General features: G+C 61.6%; 24 protein-coding genes. 6 read left to right on the top strand and 18 right to left on the bottom strand.

Annotated elements, in window-relative coordinates; genetic code table 11:
- Positions 1–40 precede the first annotated feature (40 nt).
- The 6 genes from K5Q02_RS20805 to K5Q02_RS20780 form a co-directional block, all read right to left on the bottom strand.
- A complete protein-coding gene (locus K5Q02_RS20805; protein WP_225833806.1) occupies positions 41–295 on the bottom strand; it encodes a hypothetical protein in 255 nt (84 codons plus the stop codon).
- Positions 296–418: 123 nt separating this feature from the next.
- Positions 419–823: an NUDIX hydrolase gene (locus tag K5Q02_RS20800; RefSeq protein WP_225833804.1), complete on the bottom strand. Its 405-nt coding sequence runs from the start codon at positions 821–823 to the stop codon at positions 419–421.
- Positions 824–826: 3 nt separating this feature from the next.
- Complete coding sequence (locus K5Q02_RS20795) at positions 827–1,339, bottom strand: hypothetical protein (protein WP_225833802.1); 513 nt, start codon at positions 1,337–1,339, stop codon at positions 827–829.
- Between the two features lie 197 nt (positions 1,340–1,536).
- Entirely contained in the window at positions 1,537–2,238 is a 702-nt protein-coding gene (locus tag K5Q02_RS20790) for a YebC/PmpR family DNA-binding transcriptional regulator (RefSeq protein ID WP_042554383.1), read from the bottom strand.
- Between the two features lie 168 nt (positions 2,239–2,406).
- A complete protein-coding gene (locus tag K5Q02_RS20785) occupies positions 2,407–2,916 on the bottom strand; it encodes a hypothetical protein (RefSeq protein WP_225833800.1) in 510 nt (169 codons plus the stop codon).
- Positions 2,917–3,010: 94 nt separating this feature from the next.
- Entirely contained in the window at positions 3,011–4,267 is a 1,257-nt protein-coding gene (locus K5Q02_RS20780) for a serine hydrolase domain-containing protein (RefSeq protein WP_225833798.1), read from the bottom strand.
- Between the two features lie 154 nt (positions 4,268–4,421).
- On the opposite strand from K5Q02_RS20780, the gene K5Q02_RS20775 reads away from it, so the two are divergent.
- Entirely contained in the window at positions 4,422–4,667 is a 246-nt protein-coding gene (locus K5Q02_RS20775) for a DUF2789 domain-containing protein (protein ID WP_225833796.1), read from the top strand.
- On the opposite strand, the gene K5Q02_RS20770 is transcribed toward K5Q02_RS20775, so the two are convergent.
- Positions 4,668–4,856 (bottom strand): hypothetical protein, encoded by a 189-nt coding sequence (locus tag K5Q02_RS20770; RefSeq protein WP_225833794.1) that lies wholly within the window; start codon positions 4,854–4,856, stop codon positions 4,668–4,670.
- 118 nt (positions 4,857–4,974) lie between these two features.
- On the opposite strand from K5Q02_RS20770, the gene dgt reads away from it, so the two are divergent.
- On the top strand, positions 4,975–6,447 hold the full coding sequence (gene dgt / locus K5Q02_RS20765) for a dGTPase (protein WP_225833792.1): 1,473 nt from the start codon (positions 4,975–4,977) through the stop codon (positions 6,445–6,447).
- Here dgt and K5Q02_RS20760 read toward each other — a convergent pair.
- Entirely contained in the window at positions 6,444–7,178 is a 735-nt protein-coding gene (locus K5Q02_RS20760) for a sulfite exporter TauE/SafE family protein (RefSeq protein WP_225833790.1), read from the bottom strand. The genes dgt and K5Q02_RS20760 overlap by 4 nt on opposite strands.
- Positions 7,179–7,275: 97 nt before the next feature.
- Here K5Q02_RS20760 and K5Q02_RS20755 point away from each other — a divergent pair, with 97 nt between their 5' ends.
- Entirely contained in the window at positions 7,276–8,100 is an 825-nt protein-coding gene (locus K5Q02_RS20755; RefSeq protein ID WP_225833788.1) for an inositol monophosphatase family protein, read from the top strand.
- Between the two features lie 7 nt (positions 8,101–8,107).
- Here the strand turns inward: K5Q02_RS20755 and K5Q02_RS20750 are convergent, their stop codons facing one another.
- From K5Q02_RS20750 to K5Q02_RS20735, 4 genes are all read right to left on the bottom strand, one after another.
- Positions 8,108–8,524: a GFA family protein gene (locus tag K5Q02_RS20750; RefSeq protein WP_225833786.1), complete on the bottom strand. Its 417-nt coding sequence runs from the start codon at positions 8,522–8,524 to the stop codon at positions 8,108–8,110.
- A gap of 54 nt (positions 8,525–8,578) precedes the next feature.
- Positions 8,579–9,724 carry a zinc-binding metallopeptidase family protein gene (locus tag K5Q02_RS20745; RefSeq protein ID WP_225833783.1) on the bottom strand — a complete coding sequence of 382 codons (1,146 nt, stop codon included), beginning with the start codon at positions 9,722–9,724 and terminating at the stop codon, positions 8,579–8,581.
- 144 nt (positions 9,725–9,868) lie between these two features.
- Positions 9,869–10,150: a peptidylprolyl isomerase gene (locus K5Q02_RS20740; RefSeq protein ID WP_042554371.1), complete on the bottom strand. Its 282-nt coding sequence runs from the start codon at positions 10,148–10,150 to the stop codon at positions 9,869–9,871.
- A 64-nt stretch (positions 10,151–10,214) separates the two neighbouring features.
- Positions 10,215–11,138: a LysR family transcriptional regulator gene (locus tag K5Q02_RS20735; RefSeq protein WP_225833780.1), complete on the bottom strand. Its 924-nt coding sequence runs from the start codon at positions 11,136–11,138 to the stop codon at positions 10,215–10,217.
- A gap of 148 nt (positions 11,139–11,286) precedes the next feature.
- Between K5Q02_RS20735 and K5Q02_RS20730 the strand changes: the two genes are divergently transcribed.
- Positions 11,287–11,553, top strand: coding sequence for a DUF2798 domain-containing protein (locus K5Q02_RS20730; protein WP_225833778.1), 267 nt, complete (start codon positions 11,287–11,289; stop codon positions 11,551–11,553).
- 121 nt (positions 11,554–11,674) lie between these two features.
- On the top strand, positions 11,675–12,712 hold the full coding sequence (locus tag K5Q02_RS20725) for a DUF2167 domain-containing protein (protein ID WP_225833776.1): 1,038 nt from the start codon (positions 11,675–11,677) through the stop codon (positions 12,710–12,712).
- A gap of 104 nt (positions 12,713–12,816) precedes the next feature.
- Here K5Q02_RS20725 and K5Q02_RS20720 read toward each other — a convergent pair whose 3' ends face one another.
- The 4 genes from K5Q02_RS20720 to stpA all read right to left on the bottom strand — a co-directional run bounded on the left by K5Q02_RS20720 (position 12,817) and on the right by stpA (position 16,609).
- The gene (locus K5Q02_RS20720; protein WP_225833774.1) at positions 12,817–13,377 is read right to left on the bottom strand and encodes an MFS transporter permease; all 561 of its coding nucleotides are present in this window, start codon (positions 13,375–13,377) and stop codon (positions 12,817–12,819) included.
- 180 nt (positions 13,378–13,557) lie between these two features.
- Positions 13,558–13,884 (bottom strand): hypothetical protein, encoded by a 327-nt coding sequence (locus K5Q02_RS20715; protein ID WP_225833772.1) that lies wholly within the window; start codon positions 13,882–13,884, stop codon positions 13,558–13,560.
- Positions 13,885–14,368: 484 nt separating this feature from the next.
- Positions 14,369–15,259, bottom strand: a complete 891-nt coding sequence (locus K5Q02_RS20710; RefSeq protein WP_225833770.1) for a bestrophin family protein — start codon at positions 15,257–15,259, stop codon at positions 14,369–14,371.
- An 81-nt stretch (positions 15,260–15,340) separates the two neighbouring features.
- Positions 15,341–16,609 (bottom strand): glucosylglycerol 3-phosphatase, encoded by a 1,269-nt coding sequence (gene stpA, locus K5Q02_RS20705; protein ID WP_225833768.1) that lies wholly within the window; start codon positions 16,607–16,609, stop codon positions 15,341–15,343.
- Between the two features lie 108 nt (positions 16,610–16,717).
- On the opposite strand from stpA, the gene K5Q02_RS20700 reads away from it, so the two are divergent.
- Complete coding sequence (locus K5Q02_RS20700; protein WP_225833766.1) at positions 16,718–17,596, top strand: CAP domain-containing protein; 879 nt, start codon at positions 16,718–16,720, stop codon at positions 17,594–17,596.
- Between the two features lie 155 nt (positions 17,597–17,751).
- Here the strand turns inward: K5Q02_RS20700 and K5Q02_RS20695 are convergent, their stop codons facing one another.
- Both K5Q02_RS20695 and K5Q02_RS20690 read right to left on the bottom strand, forming a co-directional pair.
- Positions 17,752–19,635, bottom strand: coding sequence for a M48 family metallopeptidase (locus tag K5Q02_RS20695; RefSeq protein ID WP_225833765.1), 1,884 nt, complete (start codon positions 19,633–19,635; stop codon positions 17,752–17,754).
- 14 nt (positions 19,636–19,649) lie between these two features.
- Complete coding sequence (locus K5Q02_RS20690; RefSeq protein ID WP_225833763.1) at positions 19,650–20,246, bottom strand: LemA family protein; 597 nt, start codon at positions 20,244–20,246, stop codon at positions 19,650–19,652.
- Positions 20,247–20,296 lie beyond the last annotated feature (50 nt).

Genomic DNA, 20,296 nt, shown 5'->3' with positions numbered 1-20,296 from the left:
CCTGACCCTATGATCGAGACTGTCGATAGCCCTGATCCACTCAGCCTTCTGGATCGATACCGCGCTGTGGGCCGGCATCGCGAATCGAGTTGGAGGCCCGGTAGTTAGGTGCTTGCAAGGCGCTACGGATCTTTTCGTAATCCTCGTAGGAAAGGCCGCTGCGGCTGATCATCTCCAGGGCGAACTGCTTGACCTCAGCGTTTGTGTAAGGTCGTTCAGCGGCCGATTGCGGGGCGGCGCAGCCAGTGAGCAGCAAGGTAAAGACTGTGAGCAGAAGGATCAGGGAGCGTTGCATGAGAGCACCTGTGAGCGAGGCCGTTTGGATTGCTCATAGGCTATTCACTGGCCGCTTCCGGCAGAAATCATTCGCTTCGATAGTGGCTATCGGTGCTTCAGCTCAAATGGGAAATTCGTGCGCTCAGGCGCTTGGCCAGATCACTGGCAGCACGTGACGGCACAGCAACGGCGCCAGGTCGTCGGTGCGTGGGTCGCAGGCGCTCAGCCAGCGCAGTTCTTCCAGCTCGGCTGCGGGCAATACGGGGTGTGGGAGCAGGGCTCGGAAGATATCGGCTTCGACCCGGGTATCCGCTTCGTTGGCGGCGACTTCGCTGAAATGCCCCAGCTGCATGAACGCCGACTCGGGCATGTGCAGCTCCAGCTCTTCGTGGAGTTCGCGCAGGAGTGTCTGCAGCGGTGTCTCGCCCTCGTCACGTTTACCGCCGGGTAGCATGAACATGCGAGTGCCGCGCTTGCGCACCAGCAGCAAGCGGCCCGTTTCGTCGAACAGGCAGGCTGCTGCGATGTGCAATGTACGTGGCGGCATGGATCAGTGCAGGTTCTGCGGCTTCATCAGGCCATCGAGCAGGCCGACTTTGACTGCCATCAGCGGCGAGTTGTTGATCCACACATCGTCGATGACGATGGTGCGGCCGATGTCTTCCTTGTCGGCGGCGACGAGCAGGTAGTAGGTGCCATCTTCCAGCGCTTCGCCATCCCAACCCAGCGTGGTCATGCCAATTACGCTAGAGGAGCGGGTGGGTTTGTTTGGAATAACGGTGCCGTAGGCGTCCATCAGAACAGCACGCGGCTTCAGGGCGAATTTGTTGATGCCCATACAGGTGTGATCGCACAGCGAATTGACGTTGAGGCGATAGCGTTCGCCCTGCTTCAACTGCAAGGAATACACGCGGTAGTTGGACAGCGAACTGCCGAACTGCATGTTCGCTTTGCCGGCCTTGCCACGCGTCAGGCTGGAATGCGGGTTCAGCGGCAGCGGAACGACCTGGGCGTTGTGGATCGCTTCCAGGTTGTTGCGAACGATACTGTCTTGATCGGCCACGGTGGTGGGCGACGATGAATGAGGCGCGCTACTGCAAGCTCCAAGCATTAAGCAGGCGGCGAGAACGAGTGACTTGTGCAAGATGAAGCTCCTGTGCGGCGATGTTCCGCTCTGCGATTGATCAGCAAAGAAGGAAGCCGGACAGTATACCGGGTTATTGCGGCAATACCGTGATGGATTGCCGCAATTCGCCTTGGTTAGCCGGCCAGACCCACGTAGACGTTTTGCACATCGTCATGGTTGTCGATGGCTTCTAGGAAGGCTTCGACCTCTTCGCGCTGCTCGGGCGTCAGGTTCGCGACCGGATTTTTCGGGCGGTAGCCGAGGTTCGCCGAGTTTACCGTGAAGCCTTGTTCCGGCAGCGCACGGCTGACCAGATCGAGATCCGTCGGCTCGGTGATGAACAGGGTGTTGCCTTCATCGGCTTCGTCGAAATCCTGAGCGCCGGCTTCGATAGCTGCCAGCTCCGGGTCTGCGCCGCTCTCGCTTGACGCCTCGATCAGCCCGACATGGTCGAAATCCCAGGCTACCGAGCCGCTGCTGCCGAGCTGGCCCTTGCGGAACAGCACGCGAATCTCCGCTACGGTGCGGTTCACGTTGTCGGTCAGGCACTCGACGATCAGCGGCACTTGGTGCGGTGCGAAGCCTTCGTAGGTAGTGCGTTCGAAGTTGACCGTCTCGCCGCTCAGGCCTGCGCCTTTCTTGATCGCGCGATCCAGGGTGTCCTTGGGCATCGAGGCTTTCTTGGCCTGATGGATGGCCAGGCGCAGCTTGGGGTTCATGTCCGGATCGGCGCCATTGCGCGCGCAGACCATGATCTCCTTGACCAGGCGACCGAAAATCTTGCCCCTGGCGTTGGCGGCGGCTTCTTTAGGTTTGGCTTTCCACTGGGCGCCCATGTCTTGTTCTCTCGACTATGCGGATGATGGATAGGCGCAGCCTTCGGTTGGCTGGAAGGAGCTGCGCGGCGAATCTGGTGGCGGATTTTAATCCGTCGCCGCCGCGCTGGCACCCTGCAAATTGCGTTGGCGCCTGTTTAAGCGTTCGGCAACGCTGCTTGTGCGGCCCTAGGGCGTTTGCACCAGCTGATTGACCAGATCCAGCGCCTTCTCGAAGGAGGGGTAGCCGCTCTTGGCCACGTCCAGCTCGGAGTAGTCGGCGCGATACTCCTCGGCGCGGATGGGGTCGGCCTCGTCGACCAGGTAGGGTTCCGACCAGATCTTGTAGAGCAGGGCCACGGCGTAGGGTTGCTGCTGCGCGGCAGCATCCTCCAGCTTCTTGAGCACCTCTTCTGTCTGTGGGCCTTCGCGAATCATCAGAATCGCCTGGTAGAAGGCCACCTCGCCCAGAGAGTCTTCGCTCTCGGCGCGGCGTAGCAGGGCGCTGGCCAGCTCATGGCTCTCCATGTCGCCGGACACCACCAGCATCTTGGCCTGCAACATGTCGTTCTGATGGAGCAGTTGGCTGTCGCGGCAGCTGTCGCCGCTCAAGGGTTCGTCGCAGGAAGTCGAGGAGGCGCAGCCACCGAGCATCAGGCTCAGCAGCAGGCAGCCAACGCCGTGTCGGCAATCAATCATAGGTATCCCTCAGGTAAATCTGATCTATCGACCAGCACGGCGTCGCCGGGTTCGCCCAACCGGCGATCTTTGTGGTTTCCACCAGTCGCTTCGATCAGCGCAATGCCTTTACCGCTGCACCGATGAAGGCATAGGTTTCCATTTCCCGCTCATCCATCTCCGGCTTCGGCCAGGTGCTCCACACCACTGCCACGACCTTTTCCTTGGGGTTGATGTAGAGGAACTGGCCAAAGATGCCCTGCGCCTCGAAGGCGCCGCCGTCATGCTCAGGCAGTGCTGCGGCGCCGGTCGGGAACAGCCACCACTGGTAGCCGTAGCCGAGCGCGTATTCGCCGTCATACAGCTTGCCGGGCTCCAGGTGCGAGCCCGGTGCCGCGCGGGTGGCACTCGCCAACCAGCCGGCAGGCAGGATGCGCTCGCCGTCGATCACCCCGTCATTGAGTATGAATTGGCCGAAGCGTCCGTAATCGCGCAGGGTTGCGGACAGGCCGCTGCTGCCGATTTCCTGACCCGCACGGCTGTCCAGTTGCCAGTAGGCATCGCGCTCCATGCCCAGGCGTGCCCAGATTCGTTCGGAAAGGTAATCGCTGGTGGTCATGCCGGTTGCTGCGCGAACGAGTTCACTCTGCAGGTGGGACTCGCCGGTGCTGTAGGCGAATGTCGTGCCTGGCGCGTGGGCTTTCTTGAGGCCGGACATCTGCTTGAGCAGGGCGCCTGGGTTGTTGGCCAGTTGCAGTTCGAACATACGACGCCGGTCGGATTTCGGATCGCGGTAGGTTTCGTCCCAGGCCGCGCCGGAGCTCATCTGCAGCATCTGCTCGACGCTCACGCCGTCATAGGCGCCGCCCTTGAATTGCGGCAGGTAGCGGGTCAACGGATCTTTCACGCTGGCGATACTGCCTTGCTGCACGGCGGCACCTACCAGCGTGGATGAGATCGACTTGACCACGCTGAACGAGGTCCAGCGGGTGCTGGCGTCGTTACCCATGGCGTACTTTTCCAGGGCGACCTTGCCGTCCTTGATGATCAGCACGCCGCCGACCTGATTGCGGCGCATGAACTCCTCGACGCCCAATGACTGGCCGTCGACGCTGTAATGCACCGGTACTTCGGTACGGGCTGGCAGTGGGTAGACCTTGGGGCCGCGGGGCACGGTACGGGTGAAGAACAGCTCGTCCATGTGCCGGTAGGTACCGGGCTGATAGGCCGGGCGTAGCTCGTAAAGATCCTGAGCGCGGCCGATCCGCTCGGTTTTTTCGGCAGGAGGCGTCTGCGAGCTGGCGCAGGCACCGAGCAGCAGGGCGATTGCGGGCAGAACGAGGGCGTTGCGGCATGCGGCTCTGGTGCTCATGGTGCTTTCCCGATCATGGTGGTTGGCTTCAACCATAGCCGATAACGGCAGCGAGTAGCCGCCCAACCGTGGGCCGGAGAGGTTGAACTGTCGTTCGTGAGCGTCGCTCTACTGCGCACGTACATGAAAACCAACCCACCTGATGGAGACCCACATGGAACTTCCCAACAAAGACCTCGGCACCTTGTTCCAGCAGCTGGGCCTGGACTCCGACCCGGCCAGCATTGACGCCTTCATCGCCGAACACTACCCGCTGGCCGATGAGGTCAAGGTGTCCGAAGCGTCATTCTGGACTGAATCTCAGGCGGCTTTCTTGAAAGAGCAACTGCTGGAGGACGCTGAATGGGCGCCAGTGGTCGATGAGCTCAACGTACGCCTGCACGAGAGCAAGCCGGTTTAGCTAAACCTCCGTCAGGCGCTGCAACTCGCGCCTCACCATGGCCGCGTACTCGGGAGGCGACAGGCTGTATAGCTCGCTGGCTACCCAGCCCAGCCAGCGAGGCCCGAGTGCCGCCTGCTGCTCCAGCAGGCGCATGGCTTCGGCGCTGGCCTGCTCGGCTTGTTGCTGGTGAAAGTCGGCGCGGCTCATAGCGAGATCTCTTGCGGTTCAATGGGCGTGGTGCCCATTCTCGCCACGCGCAGGTGCTTGGTAAACCGCTCCTTGCGCGTTAGGCTCGCGGTTTCTGCGCCTGGTCGAGACTCAAGCGATGCCTTCAGTGGTGAATTTCAAAGACAGGATTGTTGCATTGCGCCCTGGCGATCAGGTTGGCGTAGCAGCCGATGTCGATCTGCTTTATGCCTTCGAAAGCGACCGTGGGCGCATCATCAATTCTGCGGCCATCCGCCGTCTGCAACAGCGCACCCAGGTATTTCCCCTGGAGCGCAACGCCGCGGTGCGCAGCCGCCTGACCCATTCGATGGAAGTGCAGCAGACCGGGCGCTTCATCGTCCGCACGCTGTATGTGCAACTAGGTGAGCGCGCCGTGGATTACGGCCTGGATGGCTTGCAGGGCGCGCTGGAAAGCCTGGTGGAAATGACCTGCCTGATGCATGACATCGGCAATCCGCCGTTTGGCCACTTTGGTGAGTTCGCCATCGGTGAGTGGTTCGATCGTGGGCTGGACGGCTTGTTTGCCGTAGCCCTACCGCAACCGCCGGACAACGACGAACTGCACACCCGAATGCGTGCCGACCTGCGCAATTTCGAAGGCAATGCCCAGGCCGTGCGGCTGGTGGTCAACCTGCAGCGCCTGCGCCTGACCTACACCCAGACCGCGGGTCTGCTCAAATACCTGCGCCCCGCCTATCAGCCGAAGCCGGCCAAAGGGGCTGCCAACGCCTACCTGAACAAGAAACCGGGCTTCTATCTTTCCGAGGAGGACTTCGTCACGGGCCTGCAGCAGAAGCTGGGTCAGCAGCCGGGGACGCGCCATCCGGTGGCCTACATCATGGAGGCGGCCGACGACATTTCCTATTGCCTCGCCGATATCGAGGATTCGGTGGAGAAGGGCATTCTTGGCGTGGCCGAGCTGGCGCCGCTGCTGATCGACACCTTCGCAGGCATGCAGTCGCCCGATGTGCAGATTCCCGGCTCGCGTCACTCGTTCCGCAGCCTGGTGGAGCAGGCGCTGGAGAGCTATCACCAGGAAGAAATCAACAAGGCTGGCGAGTTCTTCGTCAAGCTACGGGTCAGCATGATCCACCCGCTGGTGCAGCACGCTGCACGTCAGTTCATCGATAACATCGAAGCGGTATACGCCGGCACACTCGACCGTGCGCTGATCGAGGACGACAGCCTGCCTCACGCCATCGTGCAGACTTTCAAGGATGTCGCCATGGCGCGGGTGTTCTGCCACCGCGAGGTGGAAACTCTGCAGTTGCAGGGCTACCGAATCATCCAGGGCTTGCTGGACAGCTATGGCGCGCTGCTGCGCGTCGATGCGCAGACCTTTCTGGAATTGACCGAGGGTCAGTGCCGTCGTGAGGCCTATCTGCAGATGCTTGTGCGGCGCCTGCCGGGGCAACTGCTCAAGGCCTACCGTCAGGCTGTGCGCGAGTCAGTCGGGAGCGACCAGGCCGCCTGGGAGTTCTACTACCGCTGCCGTTTGCTTCAGGATTTCATCAGCGGCATGACCGACCAACATGCTCAGGACGAGTACCGAGCGCTCTCGGCGCTTTAAAGGTTCTTCCAGATCAGCTGCACCCCCGCCACCAGCATGCCCAGGCGGGCAATGCGGTAGAACCAGGTGTGGTTGATGCGCGACTGCAGCCACAGACCCGTCCATACGCCGAGCGGTACGATGGGCGCGAGCATCAGACTGAGCAGCAGATTCTCCCGGTTGAACTGCCCGAGCCAGGTGTAGGGAATCAGCTTCATGGCGTTGGTCAGCAGAAAGAACATATTGATGGTGGCCACGTAGCGCACTTTTTCCAACTGCTGCGGAAGCAGGTGCATCATCACCGGTGGCCCGCCGGCATGGGCAACGAAGCTGGTAAAACCGGCCAGTGACGAGAGCATCACGCCGCGCTTGGGCTGCAGTGGGCGAGGTGCTGGGTCGGTCTTGAGCAACCCCATCAACACGAAGGAAATGGCGATGAGGCCGATCAGCAGGCCGATCAGGTTCTCGTTTAGCAGCTCGAAGGTCAGCGAGCCGATGGCGATACCGATCAGCGCGCCGGGCAGCATGACCTTAAGGTTGGCCACGTCCCACTTGCCCCAGTAGGCCTTGAGCCCGACCACGTCGGCCAGGCAGAGTATCGGCAGCATCACCGCCACCGCCTGCATCGGTGAGGTGGCCAGGGCCAGCAACGGCACCGCGATGCCGCCCAGCGCACCGCCGAAGCCGCCTTTGGAAAGGCCGGTGAGAAAAACTGCCGGAATGGCGAACAACAAGAGGTCGACGAGGGTCATTGCACTGCAGCCCGATCAGGAAGCGCGCAGGGTAGAGGCTGTTGCCGCTGCATCGCAAGTCGGCTGATTCCCGCTGTCACTCAGGAGTGCCCCGAGCATGTCGAACGCCAGCAACGTAACCAACCAGGATCTGACCGTTCGTTACGCGTTTGCCAAACGCGTAGCCGTGGAAGCCGCCGAGCGCGGCATGAGCTACTACGCACGGCGCCACAGCCTGGCCGTGCAGCACAAGGGCGATGACCTGCAGGATGTGGTGAGCATCGCCGATCAGGACGTGGAGGCCTTCATTCGCGCCGAACTGGCCGCGCATTTTCCCGAGGACGGCATCGTTGGCGAGGAGGGCGGCAGCGGTGGCCTGGAGGCTCGCTGCATCTGGGTGATCGATCCCATCGACGGCACCGCGTGCTTTCTCAATGGCTTGCACAACTGGTGCGTGTCCATCGGCCTGCTGGTGGATGGGCAGCCGCTGCTCGGGGCGATCGCCGATCCCAATCACGATGAGCTGTTCCATGGGTTCATCGGCCACGGTGCGTTCGTCAATGACACGCCGCTGGCGGCTCATGGCGCCGGCCATGTGCGTGAGGGGCTGGTCGGCGTGGGCACTACTCACCGGGCGGGCAAGGAGAACTTCTTGCCCTTCGTCGGTGCGCTGCTGGATGAGGGTGGCATGTTCCTGCGCAACGGTTCCGGCGCCCTGATGACTGCCTATGTGGCGGCTGGTCGCCTGATCGGTTATTACGAAACCCACCTGAAAAGCTGGGACTGCCTGGCCGGCCTGGTGCTGGTACGCGAGGCGGGTGGTCGCCATAACGATTTTCTGCGTGGCGATGGGCTGCTTGGCGGTAATCCCTATCTGGTCGCCGCGCCGGGCGTCTACGAACAACTGGCGGCTATGGTCGGCCCGTCGCTGGACGCCGAGTGAGGCATTGTCACGTGGAACTGTATTGCGCGAACAGTTGTTCGCCGGTCAGCTCCCGCGTCTGGTTGGCGAAGCAGTAGTAAGCGGGTTTGGCATCGATGAATACCTGGCTTTCAAACTGCCAGTTCTCGTCGCCGTCGAGCAGGCCTACCGGCACTGCATAGAACCCACCACTGGTGAGGCGATAGAACAGGTGCGTGCCGCATTCCGCGCAGAATGCGCGTTCGGCCCACTCTGAAGACGCGTAGGTGCGCATATGCTGTTGCCCGGTGAACTGCGCGGTTTCCCCTTCGACCACCAGCAGCGGGCCACCGCCCCATTTGCGGCACGTTGCACAGTGGCAGGCGCTCACGTTTGCAGTGCTGACCTGCAACGTAAGGCTGACCGCCCCACACAGGCAACTGCCGTGTTTCTCAAGATCAGCCATGCTGTGCGCTCCGAAAAAATGAGTCGGTGGTTCGGTGCCGCCATTGCGCGCCTGTTACGTGGGTGACGCACTCTGAACCACACGATGAATGAACTGTAGCTTGCCGATCACCGCCGCGGGCAGCACGAAGGGGTAGAGATCCTTCTGGCCCATGCTGCGCGCCAGTTCGTTGAGCATGGCAGCCAGTTCGATCCAGGCGTTGACGAACTGCAGGAATTCTTCCGCCAGGGGATCGTTCGGGTCATACAACGCTGCTCGGGTGAAAGGCCGGAATTCCAGCTCCACGTCACCGGCACGCATACCGAAGCTCAGGGCGGTGTCCAGGGTGTCCATCATGTGCAGGTAGTGGGCCCAGGTTTCCGCCCAGTCTTCCCAGGGGTGCATGGTGGCGTAGGCACTGACGAAGGAAGCCTGCCAGTCTGCCGGTGCGCCCTGTTCATAATGACGCTGCAGGGCGGCGCCGTAGTCGGCACGTTCGTCACCGAACAGCATGCGGTAGTCGTTCAGCCACTGGCTGTTGGCGATCAGCCGATCCCAGTAGTAGTGGCCGACCTCATGTCGGAAGTGGCCGAGCAGGGTGCGGTAGGGCTCGCGCAACTGGATACGCGTCTGTTCGCGTACGTCGTCGTCGGCTTCGGCGATGTTCAGGGTGATCAAGCCATTGGCGTGGCCAGTGGTGGGCTGCTGACCATCGGCATCCGGGCCGAGGAAGTCGAAGGCCAGGCCGTTGATTTCGTCCTGAGTCTTGCTGATCAGTGGCAGGCCCATGGTCAGCAACTGCGCGACCAGACGGCGTTTGGCGGTTTCGAAGCGCGCCCAGCGTCTATCGTTGTCCGGCACCGACAGGTCGGGGATGGTGCGGTTGAGCTGGCAGGCCGTACACAGGCCGGCGCCATACATGGCCGGTAGCAGCCAGTTGCAGCCCGCGGCGGTATGCAGATTGTCGCAGCGCCGGTAGCGCCAGCCCTGCGGATCACCTTCCACCCGCCATACGTCGGTTTGCTCGCTGGCCACCAGGGTTACCACCTGACCGCGCTCGGGCTCGTAGCCTAGCGGCGACTGGCAGGCCAGGCACTGGCTGTTGCGAAAGAAGATCGGCTGGCCGCAGGTGCATTGTCCCAGAGCCTTCTGGCTGGGCGTGCGAGCCTGTTTTGCCGAATCGCCAATGCGCAGGCCGAGGGCCTGGAAGAACCGGTTCATATCATGGCCTCGCGGAAGGTGGGACTACCGGAGCGATAGAGTGGTGCGGTGGTGGGGCGGTTCCGGCATTTTCTGTGGCCTGGGCGGCGTGCCGGGGAAAGCGGGCGAGCGGCCTGGTGCCGTGGGACACCAGGCGCTGGGTGATCAGTCCTGGCGGCTGGTCACTTCGAGCAGGTGATAACCGAATTGGGTTTTCACCGGGCCCTGAACCACGTTGACCGGCGCGCTGAACACGACGGTGTCGAATTCCTTGACCATCTGGCCCGGGCCGAACGAACCAAGGTTGCCGCCGTCACGGCTGGATGGGCAGCTGGAGTTGTCTTTGGCGACCTGGGCGAAGTCGGCACCGCCTTCGATGGCAGCTTTCAATTCGTTGCACTTGTCTTCGGTAGCAACCAGGATGTGGCGGGCAGTGGCTTTGGCCATGGGGGAAACACTCCATTCAAATGAGCTGCCGAGCGTACCGGATTCATTCGGTGAGTCAAATTCGTTAGGGGCGCCAGTCGTCGCGCAGGCTGTCTTGCAGATGCTCCACGAAGGCGCGCACCTTGGGTGTCAGTTCGTAGCGATCACGCACGCACAGGTAGTAATCGAGGGGTTCGGTAAGCGCCTGGCTACTCGAATGCTGCGGGTTGGCGAACAACTGCTGCAGGTGACCACTCGCCAGATAGGGCTCGGCGACGAAAGCCGCCAGGCGCGTGATGCCGCCACCGTTGGCAGCGACTCTGGCGAGCACGTCGATATCATCGCTGATCAGTGCCACGCGAATCTGTGCATCGAAGCGAATCCCATCGCGCACGAACCGCCAAGGCATCAGGCGTCCGTCCACGGCAACCTTGAAAGCCAGGCAATCGTGCTCGCGCAATTCTTCTGGGGTGACTGGCGTGCCGGCTTTGTGCAGATAGGCCGGCGACGCGCAGTAGATCGATGGCACGCTGGCAATATGCCGTGCCACCAGGCCATCTTCGAGTTGCTGCGGGATACGGATGCTGATATCCACCGACTCCTGAATATGATTGACGCTGCGGTCGGTGGTGATCAGCTCGCAGGCGATACGTGGGTAGCGCGTGGTGAAGGCGGGCAGCAGCGGCGCCAGCACATAGCGGCCGAATGCGGCGCTGGACGCGATCCGCAACCGACCTTGAGGGGTGTCGTGTGCTTGCGTGGCCGTGCTGCGTGCCAGTTCCAGATCGCGCAGCACGTCGCGCACCTGCTCGAAATACAGCGTACCGCTTTCGGTTAGTGCCAGGCTGCGGGTGGTGCGCGTCAGCAGACGTACGCCGAGAGATGATTCCAGGCGAGCGATATTCTGGCTGGCTGCAGCGGCGCTGATGCCCAGCAGGCGAGCGCCTGCAGCGATGCTGCCGGTTTCCACCGCCTTCACGAAACTCTCGATGCCGCGCAAGGTATCCATGTACAAGCTTTCTATTGGTTGATCGATTGATAAGGTTAGCTTTGTACTGACCTTACCTGCGGCCCGCTACTCGCGGCAACGGGCGGCCGCGATAATGGCCGCCTCTGCCGTACCTTGACGGCATCTCACTATTCGAAGGATGTAGCCCATGCCTGAAGCGACCCTTAGCCGTACTCGCCGAAACTGGAAGTTGCCGGCCAAGTTGTCGCCGGTGGCCTTCGCCTTTTTCATGTCCGGCATCATGGCGTTTCTGATGTGCCTGGTGATCACCGCCACCAACCGCGGTTTCAGCGATGGCTATCTGTGGGCGGTGGTGGAGGCTTACCAACTGGCGATGCCGGTGGCGTTCGTTTGCGTAATGGGCGTTCGGCCTGTGGTGCTGCATCTGGTTCGGCTTACCGTGCGCGCTTCATAAAACCGGGTATTCGGACGGCGCTTTGTGAGATGTATCCAAAAATGACAGGAAGTTACCAAATGATTCTGTCGTCGATGATAGGCTAGCGCCCGAAATTCAAGCCGATCTCATGGAGCGTTACATGTTGTTCAAGGAGTTGATGCTGGCCAGCCTGTTGGCCACGGTAGTTCCCCTGACCTGGGCCGACCAGGCACCCACCGCGCAGGATGCGCAAGAAGCCCCCGCCGCCGAAGCCGCTGACAGTGATCACATCAGCGAGGAGCAGTTTCTCGATAGCCTCGATTTTCGCTCCGGCAAAGTAGTGGTCGGCAGCAACCTGGCAACCCTCGATCTCCCGGAAAATCTGGTATTCCTCGACGGTGCCGACGCCGAGCGCGTGCTGGTCGAGGCCTGGGGCAATCCGCCAGACGACAAGCTGCCGCTGGGCATGATCCTGCCCAAGGGCGTATCGCCCCTGGCGGACGAGTCTTGGGCCGTCACCGTGGAGTACGAAGAAAACGGCTACGTGTCCGACGAGGACGCTGCGGACATCGACTACGCCGACATGCTCAAGGATCTGCAGGACGGCGCCAAGGCCGAGAACGAGTGGCGCACCGAAAACGGTTACGAGCCGATCGCCATCGTCGGCTGGGCCTCTGCACCGCACTACGATGCCGCAGGCAAGAAGCTGCACTGGGCCAAGGAAGTGAAATTCGGCGACAGCGAGGAACACATCCTCAACTACAACATCCGCGTGCTGGGCCGCAAAGGTGTACTGGTGCTGAACTTCATCGCCGGCATGCATCAGCTGCCGCAGATCGAAGAGAACCTGCCGGCAGTGCTGGCCATGACCGACTTCAACGACGGCAACCGCTATGCCGACTTCAACCCGGATCTCGACCAAGTCGCGGCCTATGGCCTCGGCGCGTTGATCGCTGGCAAGGCTGCTGCCAAGGTCGGCCTGTTCGCTGCCGCACTGGTATTGTTCAAGAAGCTGTGGTTCCTGCCCATTCTGTTGATTGGCTGGGTATGGCGGCGTGTTACTGGCAAGAAGAAGGAACAACCTCAGCCGCTGGCACCCGAGCCACAAGTGCAGCCTGAAGCCAAAGCCGAGGCCGCCCCGGAGCGCGTTTCTAGCGTGATGGATCTGAACAATCCGCGCGAGGATGACAAGCGCTGATAGCACTACCGCGCTGACAGAAAAGCCCCGGCCAATGCCGGGGCTTTTTGTTGGCCGATACAAATACGCTTCGTCCCTGACTGCCGCAGCGGCGATCAGGTAAATCAGATGTAGGAGCCGATGATGATCAGCAGCCACAGCAGGCCGCCCGGCAGCATGCACAGATAATTCGCGATGCTGAAGTGGCTGTTGCTCTGGCCCGTCGGATCGTCGCTGGCCAGGTTGGCTTTCTCCTGGATGATCGACAGCGGCCACGCCGGTAGGATGGTACCCGCGAGCAGCAGCATGATTTCCAGGGTCACGCCGATATGGCCGTCCAGACGCGAAAGGCCGTTGCTGGCAAAGACCAGGACAATGTACATCCACGCCGCGCTCGCATATTTCCAGTCGCCCAGACCCTTGGCCTGCAGTTGCGTGAGGATCAGCCGGCACAGCGAATGGATGAAAAAGATATGGAAGATCGAGCGCGCTGCCGGGCTGATCTTCTTCGGGCGCATGGTTGCTCGTTGGCTATCCCATTGCTTGTAGGCCCAATAGACCGCGTAGAACCCGAGCGTCATGAAGAACAGCACGTAGAGTTTGCTGGTGGAGGTGACGAAGAAGCTGTCGCGGGGGCGTTCGTCGACCAGTAGTGGGGCGCTGGGCGTTTGATACAGGTTATCCATTGACCTTGCTCTCGCAGACGCTGCCCTGTCAGGCAGTGTGATGGTTTAGCGCTCATCACACATTGCGCGGTGACGAACGACTCCTCCAGGAGTGCATGGCAGTTTACAGTGCAATGGCTGGGCGCAGCAGGGCGGGGATCTTGAAAGCGGTGGGCCAAGGCGGCCCACCGCATCAGGTTTTCAGCAGTAGCGATCGAGCAATTGATCGTGCTTGGCCTGTTGGCCTGTCCACTCATGCTCTAGCGTACGCAGTACGTTGCCCAGGAAATCACGGTCAGCGGCGGCGCGGCGGCCTACGTACCCTTGGCCGCGGCGGTAGGTGCGCAGGCGAGTGCGCATGCTGGGCCGCTGACTGACGAACTCGTGTTCTTCCTGATCCGCTGGCAGGCAGTCGATGCGAACTTCGCCCGACTCGCATACCCAGAGGATGTGGTTGTCCAGGCTGTCCTTGCGTGTGGCGAACAGTTGAGCGAGGTCTTCGATGGTCGGTTTCTTGTTCAGGTTCATGGCGTGTACCCCTTCATTCTCTGATCTGTCTAAGGCGCCCGCTTGCGGTGCGGTGCCGTCATTGCCCGTGGCGTTTGAGTGCTGCCGAAGACCGTGTAGCGACGTGTAGGTGTCACTACGCAGCGGCGGCTAACGGAGGTCTGGCGGTGCGGGGGAGAGAAAGTCAGCTGAGACGGGGCCGGATGCAGGTGATCCGCAGGATCAGCCACAGGCATCATGACAATGTCTCGCTAACGCTCTCGTCCTCGCAGGACGCTCGACTTCATCAATCTGCCTTGTGGGCAGTACATATCGTGGAACGCTCGGCTGGTGTTACCGAGTTTGCCCAAGTGCCCTTGTCAGGGCTCCCGTCAGGGGAGGCAGATCCATCATGCAAAAGCGCGAAGAGGTCGTCAATAGATTTTGTAGTGTTTTTTTGATCGCACTACAAAAAGCCTTGAGACCTCGCTTGAGGTGTCTACTGCGCCGAAAAATGACCCTGTAGTCAGAGGCGTTCGTCGCGCTCGCGTTGAGCATCGCGTTGCATCGATTCGAGGTTCTTCTCGATGGTTTCGCAGAGTGCATCCATCTGGATCTGATGCTCGCTGGCCTGGAATGGGCTCTGCAGGTCACCGCCCACTCGCTCGATGGCCAACAGCATGAAGCCGACTACGGTCGATGCCAGCGGCGTGAACCACTCAAGCGTTTCCACCAGGCCGATGGGCACGATCACGCAGAACAGCGTGATGAACAGGCGTGGGAAGTACACGTAAGGGTAAGGCAGCGGCGTGTTGGCGATACGCTCGAGGCCGCCCTGGCAGTTGGAAACGTCGACCAGCGTCGATTCCAGGCGGGTCAGGCGGATGCTGTCCAGGCGACCGGCCTTGTATTCGCTGGCCAGAATGGCGGCGGAACCATTGAGAATGTCGTTAGGAAAATTGTTGGTGGTATGGCGGCGTTCGAATTCGTCTGCCGCTACGAAAGCGCGAACTTCGTCGGCGCAGGGTTCATTGCGCAGGGTTGCGGACAGGCTTCTGATGTAGGCCACATGGCGGCGCAGCAGCACCGCTTTGACCGGGTTGCGGTCGTCGTTGTCGTCGATCAGCGTGAGTACCTGACGGGCGAAGCTGCGTGAGCTGTTGATCAGCGCACCCCAGATGGTACGTGCTTCCCACCAGCGGTTGTAGGCACTGCTGTTGCGGAAACTGATCAGCACAACCAGCGCTGAACCGAGCAGCGTCAGCGGCATGGACGGCAGGCTGATCTTGCGTTCCAGAAACAGCATGTAGTCCACGGTGACGACGAGATCCCAGATCAGCAGCCAGAACAGCGACCAGCCAACATAACCAAACGTCTTGATAAGGTAGCGGTAACCGCGGGTGATGGAGTGCGTCACGTGGGATTCTCTGCGGGCAATGAAAGCGAAAGCGCAGAGCTTCGGACGTGAAGCGGTGACAAAGGTTCTGAAATTCAGGAGTCAGCGTGCACGACGTGCCTTCGCCAGCGCGCAGAAAAAGTCGATGTACTGCTCGGGCCCACCGCTAAAAATACTATTCAGGCGCAGCGGGTCTTGGGCATCGGTGATGCCTTGCAGTGCTTCCCAGGGGGCCGTCGGGTGCTCACGCAGGTAGTCTGCGTCCACGCCTGGGCGTTGCACTTCGCCACGGCTGCTGTCGATGTACAGCACGCGATTGTCCTGCCCGAACGCTGTGCCCAAGTTCTGCACCAGGGTGAGAAAGCCACGGTCGCTGCCGCCACGTAGCCAGGCCGTTGCGCCGTTTTCGGCCTCGAGTGGAGAGCTGGTCAGGGTGTCGCCGACTCCGACCAGGCGCGGCATATGCTGCGGGTCGAAGCGCTCGCGGGCCAGTTGCAATAGCGCTTCGAGGTCGGTGGGCGCCTGGCGTACGTTGAAGTCCTCGCCCAGTGGATAGTCGCCGGTGCGCTGTCGGTAAAAGCGGTTGAGGATCACCAGAACGCCGGCTTCCTTGACGGCGCCACGCAGCATGAACTGCAGATCCGTGGTGCCAGCATTGCCATCGTTTGCCGGGCGCATGCGCTCACGGCCTTGTGCATCCCGGCCGAGATTGGGGGCGTAATGGATAAAAAACGACTGTTGCAGCCCTTGCCTGGCAGCATCGTCGAGCAAGGCCTGCACGAGGGCAGCACCATCCGCCTGCAGGCGAGCGTAGAGCGCCGGGCGGTCGGGCCAGTGGTGATGGAAGGCGTTCAGGTTGAGGGTAGGTGACACCGGATTGTCGAGCACGCTGCTTGCCAGCAGTCGATCGATAAGCGGCTTATCCAGGCTGTAGGGTGGCTCGCGCAGCAACTGCTCCAGCGATTCACTCAGGCGCTGCGGCGCGGCGGCCAGAAAGGCTAGCTCTGCAGCACTGACGCCCGGGTGCGAGACCTGTCCGTAGCGATCCTGCAGTTGTACCCCGCCAGCGGCCAGCCCGGGGAGGTAAAGGCCCTGTTCATGGCACTGTTGGGGCGTGCCAACGGCCCGTTCTACCAGGCCGTTCACGCCACGATTACCGATATGTTCGCCATTGGTGAGCACCTGGAAATGGCCATCCAGATCGCGGGCCGCGAGGATGTAGCGGTGCTCCAGGGTGCGGATGAGCGGATCACGCACCAGGTTCATGCACACGCCATCCAGATCCTGGATGATCAGCAGGTTATCGGCGCCGTAAAGGCTGTCCAGCAGTGGCTTGGGGTCGAGGGATATTGCAGTTTCGGTCACAATCATGGCCCCGAGTTTAACGCGGTTTCGCTTTGATCAGGCGATTGACTGAAGCGTTTGGCCCAACCCATTGTCCATAAACAGATAGGCAGTGCGGATTAAGAGGAAGCATGGATGAGTGATTCACCCAAGCACGTTCGGCAGGTGGCCGCTGTGGTGATGCTGCTTTGCGCGAGCGTCGCTGGTAGCGCATGGGCCGATGATGCGGCGCAACTGACCAAGCTGATCAACAGCTACCGTGAAGCAGGGCAGGGGTGTGATGGGCAGCCGAGCCCTGCGGCTGGACCGCTGGCGCCGGACAGACGTCTGGCGGGTCAGAAGGTCAACTCATCCGAGCAACTGCAACAGGCTCTGCAGCAGGCCGGTTATCAGCCCGCTGCCGTGCAACTGATCAGAGTGACGGGGCCGGACAGCGCCGAGGCTGCCATGGCCATGCTGCGTCAATCGTACTGTGCGCAATTGCTCGATGCCCAGTTTGCTGATGTCGGCGTACTGCATGAAGGCAACAGCTGGCAGGTCGTGCTTGGCCGGGCACTTTTGCCCGCGCGCCTTGGCGATTGGCAGGAAGAGGGCAAGGCGATTTTGAAGGCGGTCAACGAAGCGCGGGGCACTGCGCGCAGTTGCGGTGACCAGCCTTTCGATGCTGCCGAACCTTTGAGCTGGAGCGACGATCTTGGCCAGGCCGCGCTGACCCACAGCCGCGACATGGCGATGAATAGCCTGTTCAGCCACCAGGGTAGCGACCGCAGTCTGGTCGGCGCCCGCGCTACCGCTACTGGCTATGCCTGGACGGTGATCGGCGAGAACATCGCCGCCGGCCAGGGCCGCGCGCAGCAGGTGGTCGAAGGCTGGCTGGCCAGCCCCTCGCACTGCTACAACCTGATGAACCCGGATTTCCGCGACATGGGCGCCGCCTACGCCAGCAACCCGCAGAGCCAGGCGACCATCTACTGGACGCAGGTGTTTGGCGCGGCGGGGCGGTCAGGCCTCTAAGCAGGATTAGCATAGATTTGGTGGGCTAAAGCCCACCCTACGACGGCGCCGTCTTCCCAAAGTAGGGTGGGCCGGGCGGCGATCCGCTTCAGCTCACCAATAGCAGCCATTCCACCGAGTGTGAATGAATGGCTAGTGGCTTATCACCCTGGCGCTCAAGCCTGAGCATCACTCAACAGCGGCGGCATCGGGCAGTCCAGTGTGTCGGCGACTGCGCGCATCAGTTCTGCCTCGCTGGCGCTGATGCGGCCGTCGTGTTCGATGCAACGGGCCATCGCCTTGAGCAATTGTGGTTTCTGCAACGGGCGCATCTGATTCAGGCGGCTGAGAGCATCGTTCAACTGAGTGATGCTCGCTTGCGGTTGTTCGGTGAATACTCGCGCAGTGAACGGGAGGGTACTCCAGGCCGCCTGGAACGCCTCGCTGGCGGCTTCTTCGCTGGTATTGCCAGCCCGCGACAGCGCCACCAGCAGCACGCAGCTTTCGCTGCCTAGGGCCGCCAGCGGCAAGCGGCCTTCAACAGCGCGCTGCATACCCAGGTTACGCTCGACGATGCGCAACAGAGCCCATTCGATCAGATCCAGCTGTTTCGTGCTGATCAGCAGGGTACCGATGTCGCGTTTGAGGCTGACGAAATCCTGGGCCTCGAGTTGTTTGAGTGCCGGAATCGCCAGCTCCAGCAAGGGCAAGCGTCGGCCGTCCGGTAACTGCTCCAGCATCGGGCCCAGTTCAAGCAGCCAATCAGACAGTAGCTGCGGCAGATTGGCCTGCATCCAGGCCATGCGCTGCTGGCGCGTGTCGGCATCACGGCCGAGCAGCAGACCGTAAAGAATCGCCAGGGCGCCGTGGGGATCGTGAGCGGCATTGCGCAGGCGGTCGTCGATCTGCGCCAGGCTCTCGCGTGCCTCTACGATATGCAGCGACTGCGGCTCACCGATACTGGCGATGGCCACGCCCGCAGCAGCAGCGCTGAAGCCTGAGGTTTCCTCCTGGACGTTCGCTGATGGGCGAGCGGGGCGTTCGAACACCTCGTTGCCAAGCACCACGCCGTCCCACTTTGGGTCGATACGGCGGATGCGCTCTTCCAGCGGCGGATGAGTGGCCATCATCTTGCTCAGCGCCAGGCCCTGGCCGAAATACATATGGCTGTACTCGGCGGCATGCCCGGCTTCGATCTGCGAGCCGCCGCCCAGCTTTTTCAGTGCTCCCGCGATGCCGTCGGGGTTGCGGGTGTACTGCACGGCCGAGGCATCGGCAAGGAACTCGCGCTGGCGACTCACCGCAGCCTTGATCAGGTTGCCGAAGAAGGTACCGGCGTAGCCAATGATCAACAGCGCCAGGCCGACCACCATGACCAGCGCGACGGCATTGCCTTTGCCCTTGTCGTTGGAGCTGCTGCGCGGCGCGTGACGGGTGTGGCTGCCGCCGCGCAGTACCAGCTCACCGATAAGGCCGAGCAGCAGAATGCCGTGCAGCACCGCCACCAGGCGCGTATTAAGGCGCATGTCGCCATGCAAGATATGGCTGAACTCATGGGCGATCACGCCCTGCAGCTCATCGCGGCTGAGCTTCTCGATGGCGCCGCGGGTGACGCCGATCACCGCGTTTTCCGGCCGCAATCCGGCGGCGAACGCGTTGATCGAAGATTCCTCGAGCAGATACACCGGTGGCACTGGCGTACCTGCCGCCAGCGCCATCTCTTCCACCACGTTGAGCACGCGTTGCTCATGGATGCCCTGGGGCTGCAGGTTGAGCAGGCGCCCACCGAGCCGTTCGGCGACCACCTTGCCACCTGACCGCAGCTGCGTGGCCTTGAAGGCCCAGCCGAGCAGCACCACGGCAACCACCACCAGGGCCACGCTGGCCAGCAGTTGGTGGTTGAGCCCCTGCAGGCTGTAGTTGCCGTATTGGTAAACCTGCCAGGCAATGGCGATCACCAGCGTGGTGGTGCCGATCAGGGTGATCACCGCCAGCACCAGCAGCATGACCAGGCGACCCGTGTTGCGTCGGGCTCGATCCTGTTGTTCGAAAAAGTCCATCTAATCCGCCGCGCTTAGAAAGACACTTTCGGGGCTTCCTGAATCGCCGCGCTGTCGGCGAACTCCAGCAGGGCGGCATCGCTGCCATGGCCGAAGGCGCCGGCCAATACCACCGGCGGGAAGCTCTGACGATAGGCGTTGTAGGCGGTAACCGCATCGTTGTAGGCCTGGCGAGCGAAAGCCACCTTGTTCTCGGTGCTGCTCAGCTCCTCGCTGAGTTGCTGCATGTTCTGCGAGGCCTTGAGATCCGGATACGCCTCGACCGTCACGTTGAGGCGACCCATGGCGTTCTTCAGCACGCCTTCAGCGTTGGCCAGCAGGTTCATGCTCTGGGCATCGCCTGGGTTCTGCGAAGCCTGCTTGAGGCCTTCGACCGCACCGTTCCGGGCAGCAACCACGGCTTCCAGGGTTTCGCGCTCGTGGGACAGGTACGCCTTGGCGGTTTCTACCAGATTGGGAATCAGGTCGTAGCGGCGCTTGAGCTGCACTTCGATCTGCGCGAAGCCGTTCTGGTAACGGTTGCGCAGGTTGACCAGGCGGTTGTAGATGCTGATCACGTAGAACACCACCGCGACCAGTACGGCAATGATGATGAGGGTGGAGATATCCATGAGATGTCCCTATCGGTTGGAAAAATGTGCCGTCATGGTAGCGGAAACTG

Origin of the sequence: Pseudomonas sp. MM211, assembly GCF_020386635.1 — a bacterium.
Classification (GTDB): Bacteria; Pseudomonadota; Gammaproteobacteria; order Pseudomonadales; family Pseudomonadaceae; genus Aquipseudomonas.
Note: the sequence above shows the minus strand (reverse complement) of the source record. Positions and strands in the feature narration are given on the sequence as shown.